Source organism: Commensalibacter intestini A911 (assembly GCF_000231445.1).
Classification (GTDB): domain Bacteria; phylum Pseudomonadota; class Alphaproteobacteria; order Acetobacterales; family Acetobacteraceae; genus Commensalibacter; species Commensalibacter intestini.
Genome location: NZ_AGFR01000003.1, coordinates 714,380 through 737,835, shown reverse-complemented (window position 1 = coordinate 737,835; position 23,456 = coordinate 714,380). Strand labels below are relative to the sequence as shown.

19 protein-coding genes are annotated in these 23,456 nt (G+C 36.5%); 5 read left to right on the top strand and 14 right to left on the bottom strand.

Features of this window, described 5'->3' with window-relative positions:
• Positions 1 to 30 precede the first annotated feature (30 nt).
• On the bottom strand, positions 31 to 1,332 hold the full coding sequence (locus tag CIN_RS03735) for an L-serine ammonia-lyase (protein ID WP_370684102.1): 1,302 nt from the start codon (positions 1,330 to 1,332) through the stop codon (positions 31 to 33).
• 302 nt (positions 1,333 to 1,634) lie between these two features.
• Positions 1,635 to 2,546 carry a LysR family transcriptional regulator gene (locus tag CIN_RS03730; protein ID WP_040363756.1) on the bottom strand — a complete coding sequence of 304 codons (912 nt, stop codon included), beginning with the start codon at positions 2,544 to 2,546 and terminating at the stop codon, positions 1,635 to 1,637.
• Between the two features lie 95 nt (positions 2,547 to 2,641).
• Here CIN_RS03730 and CIN_RS12000 point away from each other — a divergent pair, with 95 nt between their 5' ends.
• Both CIN_RS12000 and CIN_RS11995 read left to right on the top strand, forming a co-directional pair.
• Positions 2,642 to 3,313: an alanine racemase gene (locus CIN_RS12000; RefSeq protein ID WP_211475704.1), complete on the top strand. Its 672-nt coding sequence runs from the start codon at positions 2,642 to 2,644 to the stop codon at positions 3,311 to 3,313.
• Complete coding sequence (locus CIN_RS11995; protein WP_211475703.1) at positions 3,285 to 3,782, top strand: type III PLP-dependent enzyme domain-containing protein; 498 nt, start codon at positions 3,285 to 3,287, stop codon at positions 3,780 to 3,782. The genes CIN_RS12000 and CIN_RS11995 overlap by 29 nt, the downstream gene beginning before the upstream one ends.
• 117 nt (positions 3,783 to 3,899) lie before the next feature.
• On the opposite strand, the gene CIN_RS03720 is transcribed toward CIN_RS11995, so the two are convergent.
• The 5 genes from CIN_RS03720 to glmU all read right to left on the bottom strand — a co-directional run bounded on the left by CIN_RS03720 (position 3,900) and on the right by glmU (position 11,759).
• The gene (locus tag CIN_RS03720; RefSeq protein WP_008853720.1) at positions 3,900 to 5,183 is read right to left on the bottom strand and encodes a serine/threonine transporter; all 1,284 of its coding nucleotides are present in this window, start codon (positions 5,181 to 5,183) and stop codon (positions 3,900 to 3,902) included.
• A gap of 286 nt (positions 5,184 to 5,469) precedes the next feature.
• Positions 5,470 to 6,924: a glycoside hydrolase family 1 protein gene (locus CIN_RS03715; protein ID WP_040363755.1), complete on the bottom strand. Its 1,455-nt coding sequence runs from the start codon at positions 6,922 to 6,924 to the stop codon at positions 5,470 to 5,472.
• Between the two features lie 139 nt (positions 6,925 to 7,063).
• A complete protein-coding gene (gene clcA, locus CIN_RS03710; RefSeq protein ID WP_008853718.1) occupies positions 7,064 to 8,419 on the bottom strand; it encodes a H(+)/Cl(-) exchange transporter ClcA in 1,356 nt (451 codons plus the stop codon).
• 178 nt (positions 8,420 to 8,597) lie between these two features.
• The gene (glmS, locus tag CIN_RS03705) at positions 8,598 to 10,421 is read right to left on the bottom strand and encodes a glutamine--fructose-6-phosphate transaminase (isomerizing) (protein ID WP_008853717.1); all 1,824 of its coding nucleotides are present in this window, start codon (positions 10,419 to 10,421) and stop codon (positions 8,598 to 8,600) included.
• Between the two features lie 27 nt (positions 10,422 to 10,448).
• Positions 10,449 to 11,759 carry a bifunctional UDP-N-acetylglucosamine diphosphorylase/glucosamine-1-phosphate N-acetyltransferase GlmU gene (gene glmU / locus CIN_RS03700; RefSeq protein WP_008853716.1) on the bottom strand — a complete coding sequence of 437 codons (1,311 nt, stop codon included), beginning with the start codon at positions 11,757 to 11,759 and terminating at the stop codon, positions 10,449 to 10,451.
• Positions 11,760 to 11,835: 76 nt separating this feature from the next.
• Here glmU and CIN_RS03695 point away from each other — a divergent pair, with 76 nt between their 5' ends.
• Complete coding sequence (locus tag CIN_RS03695) at positions 11,836 to 12,516, top strand: HAD family hydrolase (protein WP_008853715.1); 681 nt, start codon at positions 11,836 to 11,838, stop codon at positions 12,514 to 12,516.
• A 443-nt stretch (positions 12,517 to 12,959) separates the two neighbouring features.
• Here CIN_RS03695 and CIN_RS03685 read toward each other — a convergent pair whose 3' ends face one another.
• On the bottom strand, positions 12,960 to 13,442 hold the full coding sequence (locus CIN_RS03685) for a RipA family octameric membrane protein (RefSeq protein ID WP_008853714.1): 483 nt from the start codon (positions 13,440 to 13,442) through the stop codon (positions 12,960 to 12,962).
• 198 nt (positions 13,443 to 13,640) lie between these two features.
• On the opposite strand from CIN_RS03685, the gene CIN_RS03680 reads away from it, so the two are divergent.
• A complete protein-coding gene (locus tag CIN_RS03680; RefSeq protein WP_040363753.1) occupies positions 13,641 to 14,879 on the top strand; it encodes a chloride channel protein in 1,239 nt (412 codons plus the stop codon).
• 53 nt (positions 14,880 to 14,932) lie between these two features.
• Here the strand turns inward: CIN_RS03680 and CIN_RS03675 are convergent, their stop codons facing one another.
• The 6 genes from CIN_RS03675 to glyA all read right to left on the bottom strand — a co-directional run bounded on the left by CIN_RS03675 (position 14,933) and on the right by glyA (position 21,797).
• Entirely contained in the window at positions 14,933 to 15,772 is an 840-nt protein-coding gene (locus tag CIN_RS03675; RefSeq protein WP_008853712.1) for a DUF3108 domain-containing protein, read from the bottom strand.
• Positions 15,773 to 15,870: 98 nt separating this feature from the next.
• Entirely contained in the window at positions 15,871 to 17,073 is a 1,203-nt protein-coding gene (hmpA, locus tag CIN_RS03670; RefSeq protein ID WP_008853711.1) for an NO-inducible flavohemoprotein, read from the bottom strand.
• A gap of 141 nt (positions 17,074 to 17,214) precedes the next feature.
• Positions 17,215 to 18,141: a mitochondrial fission ELM1 family protein gene (locus CIN_RS03665; RefSeq protein WP_008853710.1), complete on the bottom strand. Its 927-nt coding sequence runs from the start codon at positions 18,139 to 18,141 to the stop codon at positions 17,215 to 17,217.
• 19 nt (positions 18,142 to 18,160) lie between these two features.
• On the bottom strand, positions 18,161 to 19,255 hold the full coding sequence (locus CIN_RS03660; RefSeq protein ID WP_040363752.1) for a glycosyltransferase family 4 protein: 1,095 nt from the start codon (positions 19,253 to 19,255) through the stop codon (positions 18,161 to 18,163).
• Positions 19,252 to 20,451: a glycosyltransferase family 4 protein gene (locus CIN_RS03655; protein WP_008853708.1), complete on the bottom strand. Its 1,200-nt coding sequence runs from the start codon at positions 20,449 to 20,451 to the stop codon at positions 19,252 to 19,254. The genes CIN_RS03660 and CIN_RS03655 overlap by 4 nt, the downstream gene beginning before the upstream one ends.
• Before the next feature lie 56 nt (positions 20,452 to 20,507).
• A complete protein-coding gene (glyA, locus tag CIN_RS03650; protein ID WP_008853707.1) occupies positions 20,508 to 21,797 on the bottom strand; it encodes a serine hydroxymethyltransferase in 1,290 nt (429 codons plus the stop codon).
• A gap of 187 nt (positions 21,798 to 21,984) precedes the next feature.
• Here glyA and CIN_RS03645 point away from each other — a divergent pair, with 187 nt between their 5' ends.
• On the top strand, positions 21,985 to 23,439 hold the full coding sequence (locus tag CIN_RS03645) for an APC family permease (protein ID WP_008853706.1): 1,455 nt from the start codon (positions 21,985 to 21,987) through the stop codon (positions 23,437 to 23,439).
• Positions 23,440 to 23,456: the final 17 nt, after the last annotated feature.

Here is a 23,456-nt window from a genome sequence, read left to right as displayed (position 1 = left end):
CTAAAAAAGAAAAGTGAAATTCCTCAATAATTAATTACAAGGTGCCAATGTCAACGCCAGACCACCTTTAGAGGTTTCTCTGTATTTTGAATTCATATCTTTGCCAGTATTATACATGGTTTCAATAATATTATCCAAAGAGACCGCTGGATGTGTCGTGCGACGCATTGCCATTCTGGCAGAATTCACTGCTTTCACCGCTGAAATTGCGTTTCGTTCAATACAAGGCACTTGCACCAATCCAGCCACAGGATCACAAGTCAATCCCAAGTGATGCTCCATTGCGATTTCTGCTGCAATACAAACCTGAACCGCACTACCACCAATAAGCTCTGTCAGCCCTGCTGCTGCCATAGAACATGCAACCCCGACTTCCCCTTGACAGCCCACCTCTGCACCAGAAATAGAAGCATTTTGTTGATATAATCCACCAATTGCACCAGAAGTTAGAAAAAAACGAACATACATTTCATCTGTTATTGACTCCACAAAGCGATCAAAATATTCTAAAACCGCAGGAATAATCCCACAAGCACCATTCGTCGGCGCTGTTACGACGCGTCCGCCCGCTGCATTTTCTTCACTAGCAGCCAAAGCAAACATGTTAATCCAGTCTAACCCAACCATCAAATCATTAGACCATTTATTTTGTGCCATTAAAATCCGATTTAACAAAGGTGCACGACGGGATAACTTAATCGAGCCTGGCAATAAACCATCCGTTTTTTGACCTCGTTTAATACTTTCTCGCATCACTTTACCAACACGCACAAAATGATCGTTAATTTCCTCTTTGGTGTGATACATCAACTCATTTTTCATGATAATCGTTGAAATCGGCAACGAAAGATCATTACAATATCCAAGTAACGTTTTTGCAGAATCAATAGGATATGGGACTTGCACATTATCAATAACAGGATCATTAAATTCCTGTTCTGATACAATCTTCCCACCACCAACAGAATAGTAAGTTTGTTGTTCTAATACTTGGTCTTGATGATACGCCGTAATCGTCAATGCATTCTCATGCAAAGGAAGAAACTCATTATTAAAAATCAAATCATCTTGAATGGAAAAAGGCACTTGATATTTACCTTTATATATAGACAGCGTTTTCGTATTTTTAATCGCTTCCATATAACTTTCAATTTGATCAATATCAACTGAATCGGGAACCTCTCCCATTAACCCGAGCAAAACAGCTTCATCCGTTTTATGCCCTCTGCCTGTCAAAGACAAAGACCCATAAAGAATAACCGTAATCTTAGTCGTATTTTCCAGCACATTCAGATTAATCAAAGAGTCAATAAAACGCTTGCCTGCTATCATTGGGCCAACTGTATGAGAACTGGATGGGCCAACACCAATTTTGTAAATATCGACGACACTTTTCATTTTATTTCCCTTTTATTTTGACTAATCAAATGACAAAGATAAAGCTTATTTTATACAAATTTTTCTAATGTTACATATGAATTTTATAAGGCTATATCAATAGGAATATATCTTTTATGATTATTATCACTTAAAAGTCATCTATAATGACTTAATTAAAAAGAGTTATCTCATTACTTCGCGGTATTTTCTTTAACTTTAATGCAATAAGGCCATGATGAATATCAAATTAGATCTTACTCATCTGTATTCCAAGGCGTATGTAGAAAAGCTTCCTGTAATAACTGAGTAAATTTTTCTATTTTAGCAGAACGCTTTGTTGAGTTTTCACTCGTCAATATTACAATATCAGCATTAGGCAATTGATAACTTGGCAATATTTGAATTAACTCACCATTTCTGAAATATGCTGCAACATCCCATTCTGAACGCATTGCAATACCTAGACCAGATAATGCCCACTCTTTTACAGTAGCCCCTTCATTACTGGAATATTGTGGTTGAATACGTATAGATATGTTTTTTTTATTTTGTTGGAAATTCCATAATGTAACATCCTCATTATTTTCACGTAATGCAATACAAACATGCTGTTGTAATTCTGATGGTGTCGTTGGCATACTATAGCGTTCTAAATATGCTGGTGCAGCGCATAAAAAACGTTGATTAGAAGCAAGTTTAATACAACGCATAGATGAATCTTTTAGATTACCAATGTAAATAACCAGATCCCATTGATTAAACGAAAACCAATCTGGTGCATCTGATAACGTTAGTTCAACTTCTAAATGTGGATGACTACTCATATAACGTCCAAGTAATGGCGCTATATATTTTCTACCAAAACCTAACGGAGCTAATATTTTTAACTTTCCAGATATTTTATTATGATGATTATCAATCGCGGCCTGCAACTCATCAAGCTCTTTGATGATACGATGAGCGCCTGCAAGAATTAATTTACCCTCATCGGTCAAGCTTACATATCGAGATGGACGTTTCAGCAACTTTACGCCTAAACGGTCCTCTATTCCTTGCAAGCGTAGAGTAACCGATGGTGGCGAAATATTAAGTGCCAGAGCAGCAGAAGACAATGTTTTATGGCTGGCAATTATATTAAAAAAATGAAGATCATTACTGTTTATCATTAAGTCTAAACCTAATTACGAATTATAAGATGACCCATTTTAAATGAGATAAATTTATGAAAAATAGGAGAAAGAACAAGATAGGAGAACTAATTATGACATATCCAGATTGGCTAAATCAACCTGAAACACCTTTTCTTTTAATTGACGAAGTACGTTATAAAAACAATATTGAACGACTATATAAACATGTAGAAAATTTAGGAAGTTATGTTCGCCCTCATTTAAAAACATTACGCTCTCCTGAAGCCGCTCGCTGTTTATTAAAACACTCTCATTCACCAGCTACCGTTTCTACCCTAGCCGAAGCTGAACATTTCGCAAATATAGGCTATACGGACATCCTATATGCGGTAGGAATATCTCCACACAAACTGGATCGCGTGGCAAACCTTATCCGTCAAGGGATAACAATGCATATATTACTTGATACACTTGAACAAGCAAAAGCCGTTCGTGAATATGCGATCAACCACAATGTAACATTTTCAAGCTTTATTGAAGTCGATTGCGATGGGCATCGTGGAGGTATCCCGCCAGAAAGTGATGAGTTAGTTGATATTGCAATAATGCTTCAAGGAAAAGGAACTATATTAACAGGATTATTAGCCCATGCAGGGGAATCTTATCATTGTCATCATATCGATGAGCTTCATAAAGCAGCAAAAGCAGAGTGCGACGCTATTCGTAGGGCATCAGAACGCATTCGAGCTCATGGAATTTCTTGTTCAATATTAAGTGTTGGAGCTACACCAACGGCACTATAATTCACAAGAATTAGAAAATATTAATGAAGTACGTGCTGGAGTATTTTCAACTTTTGACTTAGTTATGAAAAATGTAGGGGTTTGTAGCCTGGATGATATTGCGATATCTGTAGTAACCAGTGTCATTGGTTATAATCGCAAAAAAAATTGGATTTTTATTGATGCTGGTTGGATGGCTCTTTCCCGAGACAGAGGAACAGCATCTCAACAAGAAGATTTTGGATATGGTCTGGTCTGCAATATGGACAATCAGCCTTTACATAAAATCTATGTTAGCCATGCCAATCAAGAACATGGCATCATCACACTACCTCCAAACTCTGACTTTACCTTGGACGATTTCCCTATAGGTACTCGTTTACGTATTCTTCCTAATCACGCCTGTGCAACCGCTGCAATGCATAAAAACTATCAAGTTCTTTTAGGAGATGGTCAACAGCAAATTTGGAGCCGTATCACAGGATGGTAATATAAAATTTATCAAAATACCGCCTTGACATTTAACAATATTTTTTCTTTCTTTGTTATAATACAAAAAAAGAGCATTCAAGGAATGCTCTTTTGTACAATTGCTACTAGCTAGTATTTACACAAACAAATTATAAACCGCAGCAGAAATCGCAATACAACCCATAATAACAATAAAGATATTACTTAATTTTCCTCTGTAACGTTCCAAAGAAGGAATAGTATGTATCGCATACATTGGCATAATGAATAAAATCATTGCTAATACTGGACCACCAATAGATTCAATCATTCCCAAAACACTTGGATTTAACGTAGAAATAATCCATGCGGTAATAAACATAGAAATCAAAGCAAATCTATTTAATGTTTTTTCTTGAGCGCTTTTCCCAAAACAATGCATTGTTTTCAAAACAACCCCGTTAAAACCTTCTCTTGCACCTAGATAATGTCCCAAGAAAGACTTTGAAATCGCAACAAAAGCAACAATCGGAGCAACCCAATCCAGGAATGGGGTTTGAAAATGGTTCGCAAGATAAGAAAGAATAGAAATATTTTCCACTTTAGCTTGCTGTAAATCCGCAGGGCTTAAACAAAAAGCACAACTAAATACAAAAAATAAAACAGTCACAACCATCATAATATTACTATATTGAATAATCTTTGACGTTTTTTGTTCTGCGTACTGATCCCCATATTCTTTACGCTTTGCCACTGCCAAAGAGGAAATAATAGGAGAGTGATTAAATGAGAAAACAGCAACAGGAATAATCAACCACAAGGTCACTAATAACCCACTGCCACCACTTTCTGTAGCACCAGATAAATCAATATGTTGAAAAATATCCCCTGTCCATTGTGGAATTAAATACAACGCAATCAACATTAAGACAGCCACAAATGGATAAACCAATGTTGACATTACGCGAACAATTAATTTCTCACCAAATTGAACGATTAAAATCAAAAAGCTAATCAATATAAAAGAAATTAGAACTCTGGGCGGTGGTGTTATATGCAACTGATTTTGCATAAAACTAATGACTGTATTTGTTATACTGACACTATAAACCAGCAAAATCGGATATATAGCAAAAAAGTATAATAAGGTAATTAGATATCCCATTTGCTTACCGAATTTTTCTTCCACCACTTCGGTAATATCGTTATGAGAGGAATCTCCAGACAGAACAAATCGACATAATGCACGATGTGCAAAAAAAGTCATTGGGAAAGCAAGAACGGCCAAAACTAATAAAGGGATTAGTCCCCCTGCTGCGGCATTAATCGGTAAAAATAATACCCCTGCGCCAATTGCTGTACCATAAAGACTAAGCATCCAAACAGTATCAGAGGAACGCCACTTTGGCATTTCACCAGAAATTTCTTTTTGCGCCATCATTTTATCACTTTATTTATAAGATAAATTACAAGTTTTATTAACTGGCGTAGATATTATTTTAAAAATAGTAGAAATTAAATAAAATTCGTTCAAATTTTATAATTCAGCAATATAAAGATAATGATGATGATTTATATGCAATATAATTTCATAAATTTATTATTTTGAATAAAAAACATTTTTTATATGATATAAAAAAAACTGTTATATTTATCAATATTAAAGCAAATATAACAGTGATTATTCATAAGTAACCAATCCGGTTTATGATTTGATAAGACCCATATTATTTACAAGATAATGTATCTATTTTATCGCCTTTAATGATATGCCCATAAACATAAGCACTTTGTTTTGGTGTTCGTTTTTGAGTATTCCAATCCACATAAATCATTCCAAATCTTGATTTATACCCTTCAAGCCATTCCAGATTATCATGACTAGACCAAACCATATATCCATCAACTTTAGAGCCATGTTTCATCGCTTCATTCATTGCTTTAATATGATCTTTAATATACTCACACCGTTGAGTATCAACAACCATACCCTTTACTAATTTATCTTCGCCAGGAAAGCCGGCACCATTTTCAGTAATAATCACCGTTGGATTACCATATTCCGTTCGAATTCGATCCAACAAAGCAGTTAGTTGATCTGGACGAACTGCACCGTTAAATGCTGCTTTTTGACCTTTAGGAATATAAGTTTCAGGATTATATCCTTTTCCTTTTCCATGACGAACATAAAAAGGCGCATAGTAATTAATTCCTAAAAATTCAAACCCTGCGTCATGAATAGTCTTTGCATCAGTAGGCTGAACATCAATCTTTAAATTCATCTTTTTTGCAAGCGCAAGAACATCTTCAGGATAAGTGCCTTTATATATCGCATCCAAGAACCAACGATTTAATACGCCATCTGCAATTTTAGCATCTGCTTTATCTTGGTCTGTTGCATCCCCTGCGGTAAGAATAGGACTTAAAGGAAGAGCAACACCTAGACGCCCTTTGTAATGCCCTTCACGAAAAGATTCTTTTGCTTTCGCTGCAGCCAACAAAATATGATTATAAGATTTTAATGAAGTCTCAAGGGTTGCTGGCGTTGCAATAATTGGCAATGAACTATCACTTGTATCACCCGCAAGATAACGTTTCGCTTTTATATTTTGTGCAACCTCAACAGATGGTTCATTAATCAGAACGTAATCTTGCACTATATCACCAAAATTCTCAAAAATAACTTGAGCATATTGATTAAACCAATCAATTGAGTCTCTATTCTCCCAACCACCTTTTTGTGCGAGTGCCAAAGGCATATCCCAATGATATAACGTCACAACAGGTTTAATTCCTGCTAATTTTAAATCCGTAATAAAACGACGATAATGTGCAACAGCCTGCATATTCACAGGGCCTAATCCATCAGGAATAATCCGTGGCCAAGCAATTGAAAAGCGATAGCTATTAATCCCTAAACTTTTTAAAAGCTTAATATCTTTAAGATACTGATCTCTATCATAAAAATTGATAGCAACTTCACCTGTCACGCCTAATCCAGCAAGCTGCTTATCCGTTAAATAATAATCCCAAATCGATTTTCCGCGATTATCTTGATTAACATTCCCCTCAACTTGATAAGAAGCTGAGGCTGCACCCCACATAAAGTCTTTACTCGGTTCAGCAGCTACGGCAAAATTTGCACTTAAAGTTAAACAAGCTAGAAGAAGTGTTTTTTTCATTGATTGTTTTCTTTCTATGATGATTGCATCCCATAGATCATGGTATAAGACTTTACTGCGTTTCCACATCAAATTCATAACATAAACAGTTATTTCTTTTATGTTATGACTTTTTACACACAGTCTTATAAAATTCTATTTAAGAAACGTTCTGTCGTTCAAGTGTTTTTGTTAATATTGATGAATATAAAGGATTACCTCCTAAAAACTGCGCCAATAATGTTGCCCCTAAACATGTAATAATCATCGGTAAAATAAGCTGATAATTATTCGTCATTTCTAAAACAAGCACAATACCCGTTAATGGTGCACGAACTGAAGCAGCAAACAATGCGCCCATTCCTGCAATCGCAAATGTTGCTGGTTGAAGATGATATAAAGGAAAACAATTGGACATTGCTATTCCAAAGGCTGTCCCTAATACAGTTCCTAACGCCAACATAGGCGCAAAAATTCCACCAGGCGCACCAGAAGAAAAACACAAAACAGTTGTTAACATACGAAACAAGAAAATAAAGAACAACATTTTTACAGGAAATGAACCAAGTGCTACCTGAGGAATTAATAGATTTCCTCCCCCTACCCCAGCAGGGAAAAATAAAGCAATTACACCACAGCAGCCACTTAAAAGTGCACCTGTAATAACCGCTCTCCTAATTCGATTTTTATAAAATCGAATAAAAAAATCCTGCATATTTAAGACAAGATAATTAAAGACAACCCCCACGATCCCAAATATCATGCCTAAAATTAAATATAACCAAAGTGTCTTTAAGGGCGCATCTGATAATTGACCGACATCAATAATTGAGTGTCCACCGTCTACAAAAGAAAACACAATAGCTGCTGTAATAGCACCAATCGAAACGGCTTTAACTGAAATTAAATTATATTGAAATTGCTCACGCATTTCTTCAATAATAAACAAAATACCAGCCAGAGGAGCATTAAAAGCAGCAGTTAGCCCTGCTGCGGCACCAGTAGCTAATAATGAATGACGAGCTTCTTTACTTTTTAACCCTAATAAGTCAAAAATCATACAGCCAATATTTCCACCCAGCTGTACTGTTGGCCCTTCTCTGCCTAAAACCATCCCTGCGCCAAGCGTACCCAAGCCTCCTAGGAATTTAACAGGAATAACACGCCACCAACGAACAGGTCTTAACTCAGCTAATGCCCCTTCAATTTCTGGAATACCAGACCCCCCAGCTTCAGGAGCAATCTTTTTAACTAACCAATAACCAATTGCTGCTAAAAATGCAGAAATCCCAAAAGCCTTAGCATAAGTAACCCAATCATAAGGATCAACAGGAACAAGGTTTGCTATACGCCATGTTTGTATAATATCAACAAGACGAAAAAATCCTACACCAATAAAACCAACCAAAGTTCCAACAATTGCAGCACCAATTAATACTGCCAAAGGCGCGGTATCTCTCTGCAATAATTTTTTAAAAATCTTTTGGCTTAAATGAGAAGATTCTTCAGCTAACATTATACAAGAACTTTCAAAGAGACATCATAAACAATCTTTAATACGCCTTTATTCATAATGAGATAAAGATAAAATTTAATCATTATTTATATTTCTTTTCAAATTTATACAAAAAATCCAGTAAGCTCCTCACAAGCAAACTGGATTTAATACGCATATTTATAATAATGAATAAAAATTATTCAACCGTTACTGATTTTGCGAGATTTCTTGGTTGATCCACATCAGTTCCCTTTAACAAAGCTGCTTCATAAGCTAACATTTGCACTGGAACCGTATAAAGCGGTGGCGTTACAAAAGAATGCACAGTTGGAAGCACAACGATTTGTTCAGCAATTGATTGAACACGCTCTGCACCTTTAGCATCGGTAAAGACTAAAATACGCCCACCGCGAGCTTTTGCCTCTTGCAAATTCGACAATGTTTTTTCAAACAAAGGCCCTGAAGGTAACAAAGCAATCACTGGCACAGTGTTATCAATCAATGCAATAGGCCCATGCTTCATTTCACCAGCTGCATAAGCATCTGCGTGAATATAAGAGATTTCTTTAAGCTTCAATGCCCCTTCCATCGCGACTGGGAACATAATCCCACGACCTAGATAAATAACACTTTGCACTTGTGCGACGATTTGAGCCATTTTTTGAATTTGCTCTTGCATTTGCAAGACTTCAGCAACACGGCTAGGCAAATCTAATAACGCTGTTAAACATTCATCAGCATATTGAGGCGTAATCGTGCCTCGTTCTTGCCCCATTACCAATGTTAAGCAAGCCAATACGGTTAATTGCGCTGTAAACGCTTTAGTAGAAGCAACAGCAATTTCTACCCCAGCATCCATCCCAAGGACAAGATCACTCTCACGTGCCATAGAACTATGTTCGTTATTTAACACGGAAATAATTTTTTGATCTGCTTTCTTGAGCGCACGTAATGCTGCAAGTGTATCTGCGGTCTCTCCTGATTGAGAAACCAATAAACCCATGCCACCTTTATCAAATGGGGGATTACGATAACGCATCTCACTGGCAACATCTAGATCAATCGGTAAACGTGCGAGCTCTTCCAACCAATAACGTCCAATAACCCCAGCATAAAATGCAGAACCACATGCTGTGATAATCCCTCTTTTTAAGGATTTCATATCAAATGGTAATTCTGGTAATTCGATTTTATGGGTTACAGGATTTACAAAACGACGTAGTGTTTGACCAATGACAACTGGATGCTCGTGTAGTTCTTTTTCCATATAATGACGATAGCCATCTTTCCCAATTGCTCCAGCCATTAATGCCGTGGTTTGAACTTCACACTCAACCGTAGCCCCATCCATATCAAAAAATTGAGCCCCTTTTCTTGAAAGGACTGTCCACACACCATCTGGCATATATGCAATCTTACGGGTCATCGGTGCAACAGCAAGACTATCTGATCCCAAATACATTTCATCTTCGCCAAAGCCAACGACTAAAGGTGCACCATGTCTGGCACCAATCATGATATTTTCATCACAAGCAAAGATCATCGCAATAGCATAAGCACCTTCGAGTCTTTGCAATGTTTCAAAAGCTGCCTCTTTAGGTGTTTTTCCTTGTTTCAAATGGTAATCAACCATTTGTACAATGGTTTCACTATCTGTCTCACTATTAAAAACTTGCCCAAGAGCGATTAGCTCTTTTTTAAGCTCTTCGTGATTTTCAATAATTCCATTATGAACCACAGCCACACGATCGGTTGCGTGAGGATGAGCATTATTTTCTGTAGGCGCCCCATGAGTTGCCCACCGTGTATGACCAATACCAAGATTGCCAGATAGAGCATTGGTATCTAGTAATTTAGCAAGATTATCCAACTTACCAGAAGCTCTTCTTTTCCCGATTTGATGATTTTCAACGGTTGCAACACCAGCAGAATCATATCCACGATATTCCAAACGACGCAGAGCTTCGATAATGACAGGTACGGCGGGTTGATTTCCTAAAATCCCAACAATTCCACACATAGATTTTTCTTTCTTACTATTGATACTCTATTTAGTCGTTTTGGTTTTATTGACTTGACGAGCTCTGCCAAAAGCCAAAGCATTCTCTGGAACATCTTCAGTGATAACACTACCTGCTGCAATTAAACTTTTATTACCAATTTCTACAGGCGCGACAAGAATAGTATCTGAACCAATAAATGCCTCTTCACCAATAATGGTTTTATGTTTGTTCACACCATCATAATTACAAGTCACTGTGCCTGCACCAACATTCGTCTTACGGCCAACCACTGTGTCTCCTAAATAGGTCAAGTGATTAACCTTAGCACCTTCACCTAATGTTGTTGCTTTTAACTCTACAAAATTACCAACATGCGCATCTTTACCAACAACTGCATTGGGGCGTAACCGTGCATAAGGACCAATCATAGCACCCTCTTTAACTTCACACCCTTCTAAATGACTAAAAGAACGAATTTCTACACCAGAGTGCACATGAACTTTAGGGCCAAAAACAACATGAGGATAAATTAAAATATCTTCCTCCAAAACCGTGTCAGCAGATAAAAAGACAGTTTCTGGGGCAAGCATCGTCACGCCATTATCCATTGCTTTTTTGCGTAGTTGTTGTTGCACAACTTGTTCCGCAATCGCCAGTTCTGATTTAGAGTTAATACCACTTAACTCAGCCTCTGATGCACGAAGCGCTTTGATATGTTTCCCTTCATTCACCGCAATAGCAACAGCATCAACCAGATAATATTCTTTTTTACTGTTTTTATTCTCTATTTGACGAAGCCAATATTTAAACGAATTGACTTCGGCACAAAGAACACCTGCATTACAAAGATGGATTTTCTTTTCTTCTTCTGTTGCATCAGAAGTTTCAACAATACGACGAACCCAACCTTTTTTCTCGACGATACGACCATAAGATTTAGGATCAACACATTCCATCGCCATTAAGACCATATCAACATCACGTTCTTGCTGGCATTCTAGAATCTTTTGTAATGTTTCTTTGCTGACCAACGGATTATCTGCATAAAGGATCGTAACCGTGCCTTTACCAAAATAAGGCTCTGCCTGGATGGCTGCATGCGCTGTACCAAGACGATCTTCTTGCACCACAACTTGATGAGGTGCTGCCAGTTGTGCGACTTCGTCCATATCAGGACCTACCACGACAACCACTTTATCAAATACTTGTTCAACATTATCCAACAGATAACGCAACATTGGTTTACCAGCCAAAGGATGCATCGCCTTTGGTTTGGCTGATTTCATACGGGTTCCCATCCCTGCAGCTAAAATAACTGCAACAGATTCTGGTAAAGTGTTTGTGGATTTACTCATAACTCGCCATAATAATAAATTAGGAATATTCTATTTTATTTATAATCATTTTTATAACTTTAGAAAGAAAAAAACGATGAGTTATGATACCAATCCTGTGATCGTGTTCGATATGGACGGAACATTAATCGATAGTTTGCCTGATCTGGCCAATAGTGCACGGTATTTAATGCAGTCTTATCAACTACCTTCTGTCACAGATCAAGATGTTCGTTTAATGATTGGGGATGGAATTAAAGTCTTGGTTGAACGCCTCTTAGCCCATGCAGGCAATGCAGGCAGCAAGATTGATATTCAAGAAGCTACCGATCGTTTTATTGCTTATTATGTTAAACACTCCACCGATTATTCTCGCCCTTTTGAAGGTGCTGTGCAAGCAATGGAAGAATTTAAAAAACGTGGCTGGAAAATCGCTCTGTGCACCAACAAAATTACCAGTGCTGCGAAATTGATCCTAGAACAACTAAAAATAGATCATTTTTTCGATGCTGTTGGTGGTGGGGATTTATTTGCAGATAAGAAACCTCATGCTTGCCATTTAGAAGGCATTATGAAAATGCTCAATGCAGATCCAGCAAAAACAGTCATGGTTGGGGATCATATTAACGATATCCTCGTTGCCAAAAATGCCAAAGTCGCAGGTAGTGTTTACGCAGCATGGGGATATGGCCCAGCAGAGATCGGTAAACAAGCCACGTTAGTTGCGAATACGCTGTTGGAATTACCTAACGTTGCGGAAAACGTAATGTCAAAATAACAATTATTATACTGGGTGTTTATAAAAACATAACACCCTTTATGCTTTTCTGAGTTCACCTCTAAAACAGGCAATATTCATTAAAATATTCTGCTATTGAGGTTGATCATCAAACTTTATATATTTTTCCTTGTCGGAGAAAAAAGAATTCTCTAAAAACCTCAAGATCATTACAACAACTAATGCTACAAACGTCAAAATTAATGTAAAACTTATGATATAATTTAGGTCTAAATTTCGTTCTAAATTTAGAATTCTATCTATGAACACAAAGAAAAAACACATCATTATCAAAATGAGAATTATCATAAAAATATAATATGGCCTCGTAACATAATACAAAAGCATAAATAACAATAATACAATAAAAATTCTATAAATAAACAGCCCTTTTAAATTAATAGGGGTTAGGGTTAGACCTAAATCTAAATCCATAAAGTTCGTTAAATAATAAACAAAAATGAACAACCATAAAATACAAATTGCCCCACTAAAAAAAGATTTATTCTAGACACAGAAAAATGATCTTCATTTTTCTTAGGAACTATCTTAAAAAGATTGCCATTTATAAATGAAGATAAATAATTGACATGCATTTCCCAATTTTCTTGCCAAAACTTCCCACCTCTATTGAGATAATAGGAACAAGCAGATGCAAGTATCCCAAAAGCAGAAATTATAATTAAAAAGAAAGGATCAACATCTTTTTTTGATGTTAACATAACGCCATAAAAAGCTAAGATTGCTGCATTAATACCCCAAAAATAAGTGGTTCGTTTCCAATAGAGTTCAATCTCAAATTTTCTTAAATCTAAAGCGATATCTAAACACTTTTTAAGATTTTCTACTTCAGATGGTTTAAGTAAATCTTTCCCTCCCATATCTTTGGTTAATTCGTGCAAATATTGCTCTGTATTAATAATCACAACATACCTCTTTATATTCACATTAAACTTTCAAAATTATAAGATGAAAGTAATGAAAATAGTATCACTAATTACATTACTTGATACGCTACTTATTTATTAATTCATCAGACCCCTTATAATTTACTCTCAAATTTTGTATTAATATATTTTTAATCTCTTTATTTTAAATGATCTTTTGGATCATATCCCCTACACATGGCATATAATTTAAACTTTAAAACGATTTTTTCTTTGTTTCTCATCGGGATTATCGGCGGATGCGTGGGAATTGGATTAACGTTGTTAATGCATTTCTTACAACATCTCACCTTTAATGCACCAATTGATGCAACCATGCCTTTTCGAGTCATGGTTGAAGATGCGTCTCCACTCAGGCGCGTTCTGGCTTTGCTGGCTTGCGGTTTAGTAAGCGGTGTCGGTTGGGTCTGTATCCACCGCTATGGCAAACCGTTGGTCGATATTAAAACAGCCGTTCAAAACAAAGATAAAAACCTCCCTTTCCTCACCACGTTCTTTCATGCCTTATTACAAATCGTCACGGTTGCCATGGGCTCGCCTCTTGGACGTGAGGTCGCCCCCAGAGAAATGACCGCAACTTTTGCCAATCAATGGATAAAAATCTGTCACTCTTCTGAGGAAGAACGAAAATTATTACTTGCCTGTGCCTCTGGTGCTGGTTTGGCTGCTGTCTATAACGTGCCTTTGGCTGCAATGATTTTTATCCTGGAAACCTTACTCCTCAGCTGGAGTGTTACTTCTGTCGTTGCTGCCTTTATCTGTTGCAGCACGGCCGTTTTTATGGTGCGTTTAGGATTGGGGGATTTGGTTCAATATCCCGTAGAATGCCTTAAATTTAATGATTATTTAGTAATTTGGGCGATTGTCGCTGGGCCAATTATTGGATTTACCGTCTTCTTATTCGATAAAAGCATTAAGTTTTTACCTAAGCTTCCAAAATCAAAACCCATTATGATTCTTATCTCGGTTTGTACATTTGGACTTGTTGGTATTTTATCCATTAAATATCCAGAGATCCTTGGAAATGGTAAAGCTGCTAATCAGCTAACCTTCACCGCAGAAATTCCATTAAACTATGCAATCGGGTTATTTGCCAGTAAATGGGCTGCTGTTTTATTAGCCATGGTCGCTGGGGCATATGGTGGACGTATTACCCCAAGCATGATGCTGGGTGGAGCATTAGGGTTTGTTACCGCATGTCTATGGAATATTGTCTTCCCAGCCATTCCAATGTCAAGTTCTGCGATTATTGCAGCCGCTGTTTTTCTTGGAATCGCACAAAAAATGCCACTCACTTCAGCGATTTTTATGATTGAGCTTTCTCGGTTTTCACCTGCATATTTTTTCCCAATCTGCTTATGTTTCGCAACAGCAATGCCAACCTATTATATCGTGCAACAAAAATTGACGAAATAAAAGTAAAGCAAGTTAGTAGAAGCTCTTTACTAACTTGCTTGCTTTATTTATCATTATTCTTTGCTTACTGGAACTTTTTGCAAAATTCCTGTAACCATTCCCATTTTCGGATTTTTAAAATCAAACCTTACAGGTAAATATCCCATATCGCCAACTTTCTGAAACCATATAGATCCTGGTTGAGGTTGAGACAATAACGCACGATGACGAGAATGTGTCTTAAAGCCACCAACTTGTTGAGCAACAACTTGACATAATAAGGCTTTACCTCGATAAGGACTATCCCAATTCGATGGAATATCGCTTTCCCCAGCAGCAGTCTGACTACGGAATGTAAAAGAACGTAAACCGTCTAATAAATTAAACTGCGCATCACATTTTCCCGTGGTGTTCACACGATGCATCAAATCAGCCATCGCGCTTAACATATCCAAACTGTTTGTTTGTTGATCAGCGGTTAACGCATCTCGATCATTGTCTCTGGCAGGATCCAAAGTCGTAATGTCAGTTTTTAAACCATAATTAGAATTCATAACGAGTTTAAAATTACCATTCTTATCTTTCCCTGTAGATTGATATACTCCAGGTAAAGATTGACCATTTTTAAACACACCATTAACAACGGCATCACTGTCTAGTGTAAACACTAAACTTCCTAGTCCAGCTGAGAAAAAATGGGCGTTTACCTTATATGTCGTAGGCGTTAATACATAATTTGCATTAACGCTAATAACATGTAATCCCTTATTATAAATATCATAAACAAGTTTTACAGGTTGGCTTTGTTCCTGTGGATTTGAAGTATTAGAAGTTGTCTGTGCATAAGCTGCTCCTAATGTAGCAAAACTACAAACCGAAGCTATACCAACTATTTTAGCAAAACGCTGCATCATTATAATTATCTTTTACCGTTGAAAGAATATGCTTATGATAAAAGATAATTATGGCAATCTATAGCTAAAAATAAAATTATTTTAAATAGTGAACAATATTAAATCACTAAAGAGCCCGTCCCGAAAGCTTCTGCATGAATATTTGCCTCTGGAACCCCAAGAGATTTCAAATCACTTGCACGTTCTTGCATAAACTGAGTAGGCCCACAAAGATAATACTGAGCATCAGGAACAATAATCTCTTTAATTGCTTTTAAATCCATACGTCCTGCATAGTCATTTTGCTCTGCTTTAGTATTTTTATCTGAATAAAAAGTAATTTTCTTGATATTTGAATTTTTCTGAACGATTTCATTGACCTGATGATGCAATGCATATGTTTCTTTATTACGAGCACCATGAATAAAAGATACTGGTCGTTGAGTATGATGTTCTGATAAATAAGTTAACATCGATACCATTGGGGTAATACCAACACCTGCACTAATCAAATAAACAGGTTTATTGTTTTTTTCATCCAAGAAGAACTCTCCACCAGGAGCAGCAAGATCTATAATATCCCCTTCATTATAATCTTGATGTAAAACATTGGAAACTCGACCTGCTGGTGTTTTTGCTGTTGCTTCTTCACGCTTTACAGAGATACGGTAAGTGTCTTTGCCTGGTGCATCAGAAAGGGTATATTGTCTAGGTTGCATCAAATCCCATTCAGGAACATAAACGCGCAACGAAATATATTGACCAGGATGAAATGAAGGAACTTTTCCGCCATCAACTGGTTTTAAGTAAAAGGAAGTAACTTGATCCGTTTCTTTTGTTTTTTTAACGACTTTAAATCCACGCCAACCTGTCCATGCACCTTCTTCAACCAGATTACTATAAAGATTACTTTCCATACCAATCAGTAAATTAGCCAACTGTTGATAAGCAACGCCCCATGCATCAATCAACTCATCTGTTGCAGCATCGCCTAAAACTTCTTTAATAGAAGCTAACAAATGTTTACCAACAATAGGATAATGCTCTGCACGAATGCTGATCGTCACATGTTTATGAGCAATATGAACCAAAGCATTTTCTAAAACTGACGGATTATCAATATTCTCTGCATACGCCAACACAGCTGTTGCCAAAGCATGCTGTTGTTTTCCAGCTTCTTGGTGTCCACGATTAAAAACCTGTTTTAATTCTGGATTTCCAGTTAACATTCTTTGGTAAAAATGAGAGGTCAAGGCAACACCATGCTCTCTGAGTACTGGAACAGTGGCTTTAATTAAAGATTTTTGACTTTCCGTAAGCATTGAATAACTCCTAACGATTTAAGATGTATATTAAATACATGTTTTAATGAAAAAAAATACTTTGAAACTATGAGAGTCTTTTAAAGATATATTTAATATACATCTTTAAAAGACAAAATACAAATGATCTATCAAAATATTTTAAAGAGATAATCTCTTTTTAACCTGTAAAACGATCTCTTCTGTATCATCCAAAGGCGTAGTTAACCAATCTTCTAACTGCCCTTTAAACCATCTTACTCGATTTTCTTTCTGCATAGAATCAATAAAAAGTGATATTCTTTTTGATTTTCCTGGCAACGGAAGAATCATCACAGGCACATTCGTAGCTGCTGCCTCTGAAATCATTGAAACACTATCTGTTGTTACTAAAATGAAATCTGCACAAGCTAATAATCCAAGATAAGGGTTATCCCCTGCTCCATCCCATACGTAAGATCCTAAAGGTGTTAAAACCTGTTTAAAAACTTCTATTGCTTCTGGATCCGTACGCCTTGATGGGGTTAATGCAATAGTTACATTTTCTGTTTTAATAAGATGAGCTAATTGCACCGCGATTTGTTGAGCTTCGATTTTACCTAAAGTAAAACGGCCATTATTTCCACCAATTAATATTGCCACAAGTGGCTTTACATAAGATTGAAAAAATGGCTGCCACTTTTCTTTATTTTCAGACAATAACTGAGGAGAGATATGATGTAATGCTGTTCTTGAAACAAGAACATTCTTACCTGTTAACTGATCATGAGGATTAACAATAACCAAATCAAATTTATCAGGAGAAATACGCGGATTTTGAATATGAATAGCCATTCTTCCTGGCTTACGAATAGCAGCATTCACGACACCACCCACACTACCGACACTAATGATCAATGGCGTATCTTCAATTTGAAAGGGTTCTACGCCTTTCAAAGGAAAAGGCCAATAAGGTGCTGAAATCAAGCTCCATGGCTTTTTAGGCGTTAAACTACATAATTCCTTTTCATATCCTGAACGCTCTGCCAAACCAAAAGCCTGAGACTTCATCCCTGCAAAATCTTCTGTTAAAATAATTGCTTTTGCCATCAGAATTTAACCTTGGTTTTTATTTGTCAAGCTTACTCGTAATTTCATCTATTAGATATTCAGCAAGCTTTTTCCATTCTTCATCAGCATCATGCTTTGGACGAGACAATGGGAAATTTAATTGTAAAATTTGATCTAACCCTTTTGCAATGTCATTCACATTTGGTTCACAAATAAATACCAAATCTTCTTGATTAAATTGCTCAGACAAACCACCAACATTGGTAATTAAAATGGGCTTTCCAAACGCTAATGCAGTTGCGGCAATACCACTTTGACTTGCCTCTCTATAAGGTAAAATAACAACATCTGCCCAATGCATTAACTCTGCAATTTCTTCTTCTGGAACCCATCGATTTTCAACTGACACATTACTTCTTTTGTTTAATCGATCTAAAACTGCATTTTTAGGGCCATGACCTACAACACGTAACGTATAAGGTTTCTGATGAGAAACTTGATCCAAGGCCTCTTCTAACAGATCTAAACCTTTATATAAAAGCAAGCGACCAAAATTTAATAGCTTAACTTCTTTACCAACAGGATATTGAGTTCCACTTTTTGTAGTGTAAGAAAAAGGTGGATGCCACCCTTCAACAATCTGAGAATTCGGTACAAAATTTACTGCAAGCAACTGCTTAAACACATATTTTGAAAAAGTAACTGTTAATCTTGATTTTTTAATGAGTATCTTCTGCAAAAAATGCTGAAATACATATCCATCACCAGGATGCGGATAAACATCATGCACAACGACAATATATGGAATATTTAGAAATTTTAAAGCGATTGCCATAACCAAATCCATTGGCCCTGGCATTGTACAAATAGCAATATCAATCTTATTTTGTCTAATATATTTGTATAATGAATTAATCAGAAAAGGAGCCTGCAAAATACGCCATATATATCCCCCAACAGACGTATATGTCTTAATAGGAAAATCAACAAAAAAATCAGAGTTTTTTTGAACAATTTCAGCTTGACTAGATAAAGATAGAAACGTCTTAATATTTGGCAAAGAGGAGGCCGCCTTCGAGAATTCGACAGCAGTTTTTGGTCCTGCTCCTCGACGTCCCCATTGCCATATTAACATGTTAAGAGGTTTTTTCATCCTTTATTCATTACCACACCAATGGCGGATAACCCCTTTATCAAAGACTGTGAATCAAATTGTTCTCGAGCCCTTTTACACGCTACGTCGCCTAATGCAAACCTATAATATGAATTAAAGACTAATTTATTAATTGCTTGTGCTGCAATATCATAATCTGGCTCTGCCCAATACGCATTAGATAATTGATAAACCTCTCTAGAATCCTGAACTGGAATAAGATTGTAATTTACAGGAATACCACAGGTATCATCTATAAATTCAGCCGTTGCTGACCAATCCGTAGAAACAACAGGTTTTCCACATAACATTGCTTCAGCTGGAACCAATCCAAATCCTTCACTACGATGCAAGGATAGAACAATATCAGCATGATGAAATAATGCCTGATTTTCTGCAGCAGATAAAAGACTAGTATTTACAATAATATTATCATGACCTTGAATCGCACTCATTATTTTAGCCATGTCTTCACGATAATATTCCGAATAAGTAATTTTTAGCACCAAACAAACGTTTCTATCATGCTCACAGGCTTTAAGAAATGCTAAAATTGCTCCAAGAGGATTTTTTCTAACAAAACTAGAAGATAAATTAAAAGATACAAGAATAATAATCTTATTTTCTGGCAACCCTAATAAGGCACGATCAATATTTTGCACTGGATGAGCAATACGATCAGCAATAGGATGTGGAACAACTCTTACAATTTTCTGCTTCTTATTTGCCCAAGGCTTTATCGCATTTGCAACAAATTGTGATGGAACCCATATTTCATGAACAAATTGAAAACCAACTTCCCAGTCTTTTGGTAAAACTTCTAGCTCCCAGGCCCAATAACCAATAATTTTACGATGCTTCAAAAATCTTCTAGGTAATGAAAGCAATGCATAAGGAATCTGAGGCGCATTAATATGCAAGATCAAAGGTGCGTATAAATATTCTGATAAAAGCTGATAAGCTTCTCTATATTGTGAAAAAGAAAATGAATATGGCGAAATATTTAATAATTGAGAAGAAATATGATGCTTTTCTAAAGCTTGATGCATCACCCTCGCCCCTTCCCCTAATCCTGAGGCACGTGAAACTTCACCTGCAATAATAACGGTTGAATCCGTATATGGATTAGACGTAATTGACGGAGCAAGAAATGCCCCCAATCTAGCCAGCCCATAACGGCGACTAGATGGAGGCAATAAACGCCATAACTGATGTAATGGCTGAACCAGAGTACTTACTCCGTCAAAAAATATTATTTATAAATTGGGAAACGCTTACAAAGAGCTTCGACTTTTTGACGAACAGCTTGCTCTGCTTTGCTATTATCCCCCTCAGGTGCATTTGCTAATGGCGTTAACACTTCATTGATTAACAAACCAATTTCACGGAATTCAACCTCACCAAACCCACGAGAAGTTCCTGCTGGACTTCCTAAACGAATACCTGAGGTAATCGCTGGTTTTTCTGGATCAAAAGGAATAGCATTTTTATTGGTTGTAATCCCTGCTCTTTCGAGGCTTTCTTCAGCCAATTTACCTGTAACTTTTTTAGGTCTTAAATCAACAAGAAGTAAATGACAATCTGTTCCTTCTGTAACGATATCAAAACCACATTCAATTAATGTTTCTGCAAGAACTTTGGCATTTTTAGCAACAGATGCTTGATATACTTTAAAATCAGGACGTAATGCTTCACCAAAAGCAACCGCTTTTGCAGCGATCACATGCATTAAGGGACCACCTTGTAACCCAGGAAATACTGCTGAGTTAATTTTCTTAGCAAGATCAGGGTTGTTGGTTAGGATAATACCACCACGAGGGCCGCGTAATGTTTTATGAGTCGTACTGGTCACAATATCAGCAATAGGCACAGGATTGGGGAATAAACCTGCAGCAACTAACCCTGCAAAGTGAGCCATATCCACCATTAAATAAGCACCGACTTCATCAGCAATCTTACGGAAACGTTCAAAATCAATAATACGAGGATAAGCAGAACCACCAGCAATAATTAATTTAGGCTTTTCTGCACGAGCAATTGATTCCATTTCATCATAATCAATATAACCATCTTGGCGACGGATACCATATTGTAATGCATGGAACCATTTCCCAGAAAAGTTAGGAGCAGCCCCATGGGTTAAGTGCCCACCAGAAGCCAAGTTCATTCCTAATACTTTATCACCAGGTTTAACGGTTGCCATGAATGCAGCCAAATTTGCATTCGCACCAGAGTGTGGTTGAACGTTTGCATATTCTGCACCAAAGATTTTCTTTAAGCGTTCAATAGCAAGGCTTTCAACTTTATCGACTTCAACACATCCGCCATAGTAACGACGCCCAGAATAACCTTCTGCATATTTGTTGGTAAGAACACTACCTTGAGCTTCTAAAACAGCCTGAGAAACTAGATTCTCACTTGCAATCAGTTCGATACCATCTTGCTGACGAACAAGCTCACCATGAATGATGGCTTTTACTTCGGGGTCCGCACTGGATAAATCAGAATTAAAAAACTGATCATAATTGATTTTATCGGACATTAACAAATTCCTGCTATTGATAAATGAGTATAAGGGGTTTAATAAAATTTCTTATATTTATATAAATAAAATATATTCTTATTTTTTTAAACACTAAAATTATAAAAAATAATTTTAATATTTATTATTTTTATTTTAAATAGAAAGAATTTTATCGCTCACCGTCTTTTAAAAGGAAAATTTGCATATGGGAAACTTCACCTTCTCTTCTTTATTAAGAAAGAAAAAGATTGAGGCACCATCTTCGTCCGATCAAGATGATTTAGCTCGTGTTATTGGTATGCCCAGTCTTATTTTCTTTGGTGTCGGTGGGATCGTTGGAACTGGATTATTCTCTATTACAGGGATTGCAGCCTCTGAACATGCTGGCCCAGCAGTAATCCTTTCATTTTTTATCGGTGCGATTGCCTGTGCCTTTATCGGATTATGTTACAGCGAACTTGCTGGAATGGTTACCGTTTCAGGAAGCTCCTACAGTTATACTTATATTTCTTATGGTGAAATTATTGCTTGGATGGTGGGTTGGAACCTTGTTTTAGAATACGCTGTAGGTGCTGGAGCTGTTGCGGTTAGCTGGTCAAAATATCTCCTTTCGTTACTAGAAGGGTTTAATATCCATCTTGACCAAAGATTTATAGCATCACCACTAGAAACGATTAAACTTGCAGACGGTACTGTGACACATGGTATTATCAATTTACCTTCAATGTTTATTGTCATCGTTCTTTCTTTTCTTTTAATGAAAGGAATCAGAGAATCATTAACACTAAATAACGTTGTTGTTTTTGTAAAAATATTTGTTGTGCTAGCCTTAATTGCTTTTGGTATCCCTTATATTCATGCTAGCAATTTTGTTCCTTTTATCCCTGAAAATACGAGTGGTGACTTTGGGCATTTTGGATATTCAGGCATTATGCAAGCGGCTGGAATGGTGATTTTTGCTTATATTGGATTTGATAGCGTTTCCTCTACTGCTCAAGAAGTCAAAGATCCTTCTAAAAACATTCCAAAAGCAATTTTAGTAATCATTGCAACTTGTGCAATCATTTACGTGCTATTTGCTTTTGTTATTGTCGGATTAGTTTATTACAAAGACTTGGTTGGTGATGCTGCCCCTGTTGCGACGGCAATTAATCATACGCCATTCATTTGGTTACAGCCTATTGTTAAATTTAGTATTTTATTTGGATATATTCCAATTTTATTCTTATTGCTAATCGGACAGACCCGTATTTTCTATTCTTTGGCAAAAGACGGATTAATTCCAAGTTTCTTTTCAAAGACACATCCAAAATATAAAACGCCTTGCTATTCTCACCTATTTTTCATGGTCATGATTTGCTTTTTATCTGCATTCTTTCCAATGGATGTCCTAGGGAACATGTGTTCCATTGGTGCTTTATTTGCATTTGTTTTCGTATGTTCTGGAATGATTATTTTACGCAGAACCTATAAAGACTACCCCAGAACCTTCAAAGCACCTGGTGGCGATATCATTCCTGCTATTGGTGTCATAACTAGTTTAGTTTTAATGTATTCATTGAACTGGTTAACTTGGCAGATTATGTCTATATGGCTATTTATTGGCTTAATTGTATATTTCACTTATGGCAACCGTCATAGTAAGCTTAACAAACAATAAATTTAGTATTCTTTAAC

Bases quoted from the DNA above. Each gene is read 5' to 3' on its own strand.
- CIN_RS03735 (WP_370684102.1), bottom strand. From the start codon at position 1,332: ATGATAGCAGGCAAGCGTTTTATTGACTCTTTGATTAATCTGAATGTG.
- CIN_RS03730 (WP_040363756.1), bottom strand. From the start codon at position 2,546: ATGATAAACAGTAATGATCTTCATTTTTTTAATATAATTGCCAGCCAT.
- CIN_RS12000 (WP_211475704.1), top strand. From the start codon at position 2,642: ATGACATATCCAGATTGGCTAAATCAACCTGAAACACCTTTTCTTTTA.
- CIN_RS03720 (WP_008853720.1), bottom strand. From the start codon at position 5,183: ATGATGGCGCAAAAAGAAATTTCTGGTGAAATGCCAAAGTGGCGTTCC.
- CIN_RS03715 (WP_040363755.1), bottom strand. From the start codon at position 6,924: ATGAAAAAAACACTTCTTCTAGCTTGTTTAACTTTAAGTGCAAATTTT.
- clcA (WP_008853718.1), bottom strand. From the start codon at position 8,419: ATGTTAGCTGAAGAATCTTCTCATTTAAGCCAAAAGATTTTTAAAAAA.
- glmS (WP_008853717.1), bottom strand. From the start codon at position 10,421: ATGTGTGGAATTGTTGGGATTTTAGGAAATCAACCCGCCGTACCTGTC.
- glmU (WP_008853716.1), bottom strand. From the start codon at position 11,759: ATGAGTAAATCCACAAACACTTTACCAGAATCTGTTGCAGTTATTTTA.
- CIN_RS03695 (WP_008853715.1), top strand. From the start codon at position 11,836: ATGAGTTATGATACCAATCCTGTGATCGTGTTCGATATGGACGGAACA.
- CIN_RS03680 (WP_040363753.1), top strand. From the start codon at position 13,641: ATGGCATATAATTTAAACTTTAAAACGATTTTTTCTTTGTTTCTCATC.
- CIN_RS03675 (WP_008853712.1), bottom strand. From the start codon at position 15,772: ATGATGCAGCGTTTTGCTAAAATAGTTGGTATAGCTTCGGTTTGTAGT.
- hmpA (WP_008853711.1), bottom strand. From the start codon at position 17,073: ATGCTTACGGAAAGTCAAAAATCTTTAATTAAAGCCACTGTTCCAGTA.
- CIN_RS03665 (WP_008853710.1), bottom strand. From the start codon at position 18,141: ATGGCAAAAGCAATTATTTTAACAGAAGATTTTGCAGGGATGAAGTCT.
- CIN_RS03660 (WP_040363752.1), bottom strand. From the start codon at position 19,255: ATGAAAAAACCTCTTAACATGTTAATATGGCAATGGGGACGTCGAGGA.
- glyA (WP_008853707.1), bottom strand. From the start codon at position 21,797: ATGTCCGATAAAATCAATTATGATCAGTTTTTTAATTCTGATTTATCC.
- CIN_RS03645 (WP_008853706.1), top strand. From the start codon at position 21,985: ATGGGAAACTTCACCTTCTCTTCTTTATTAAGAAAGAAAAAGATTGAG.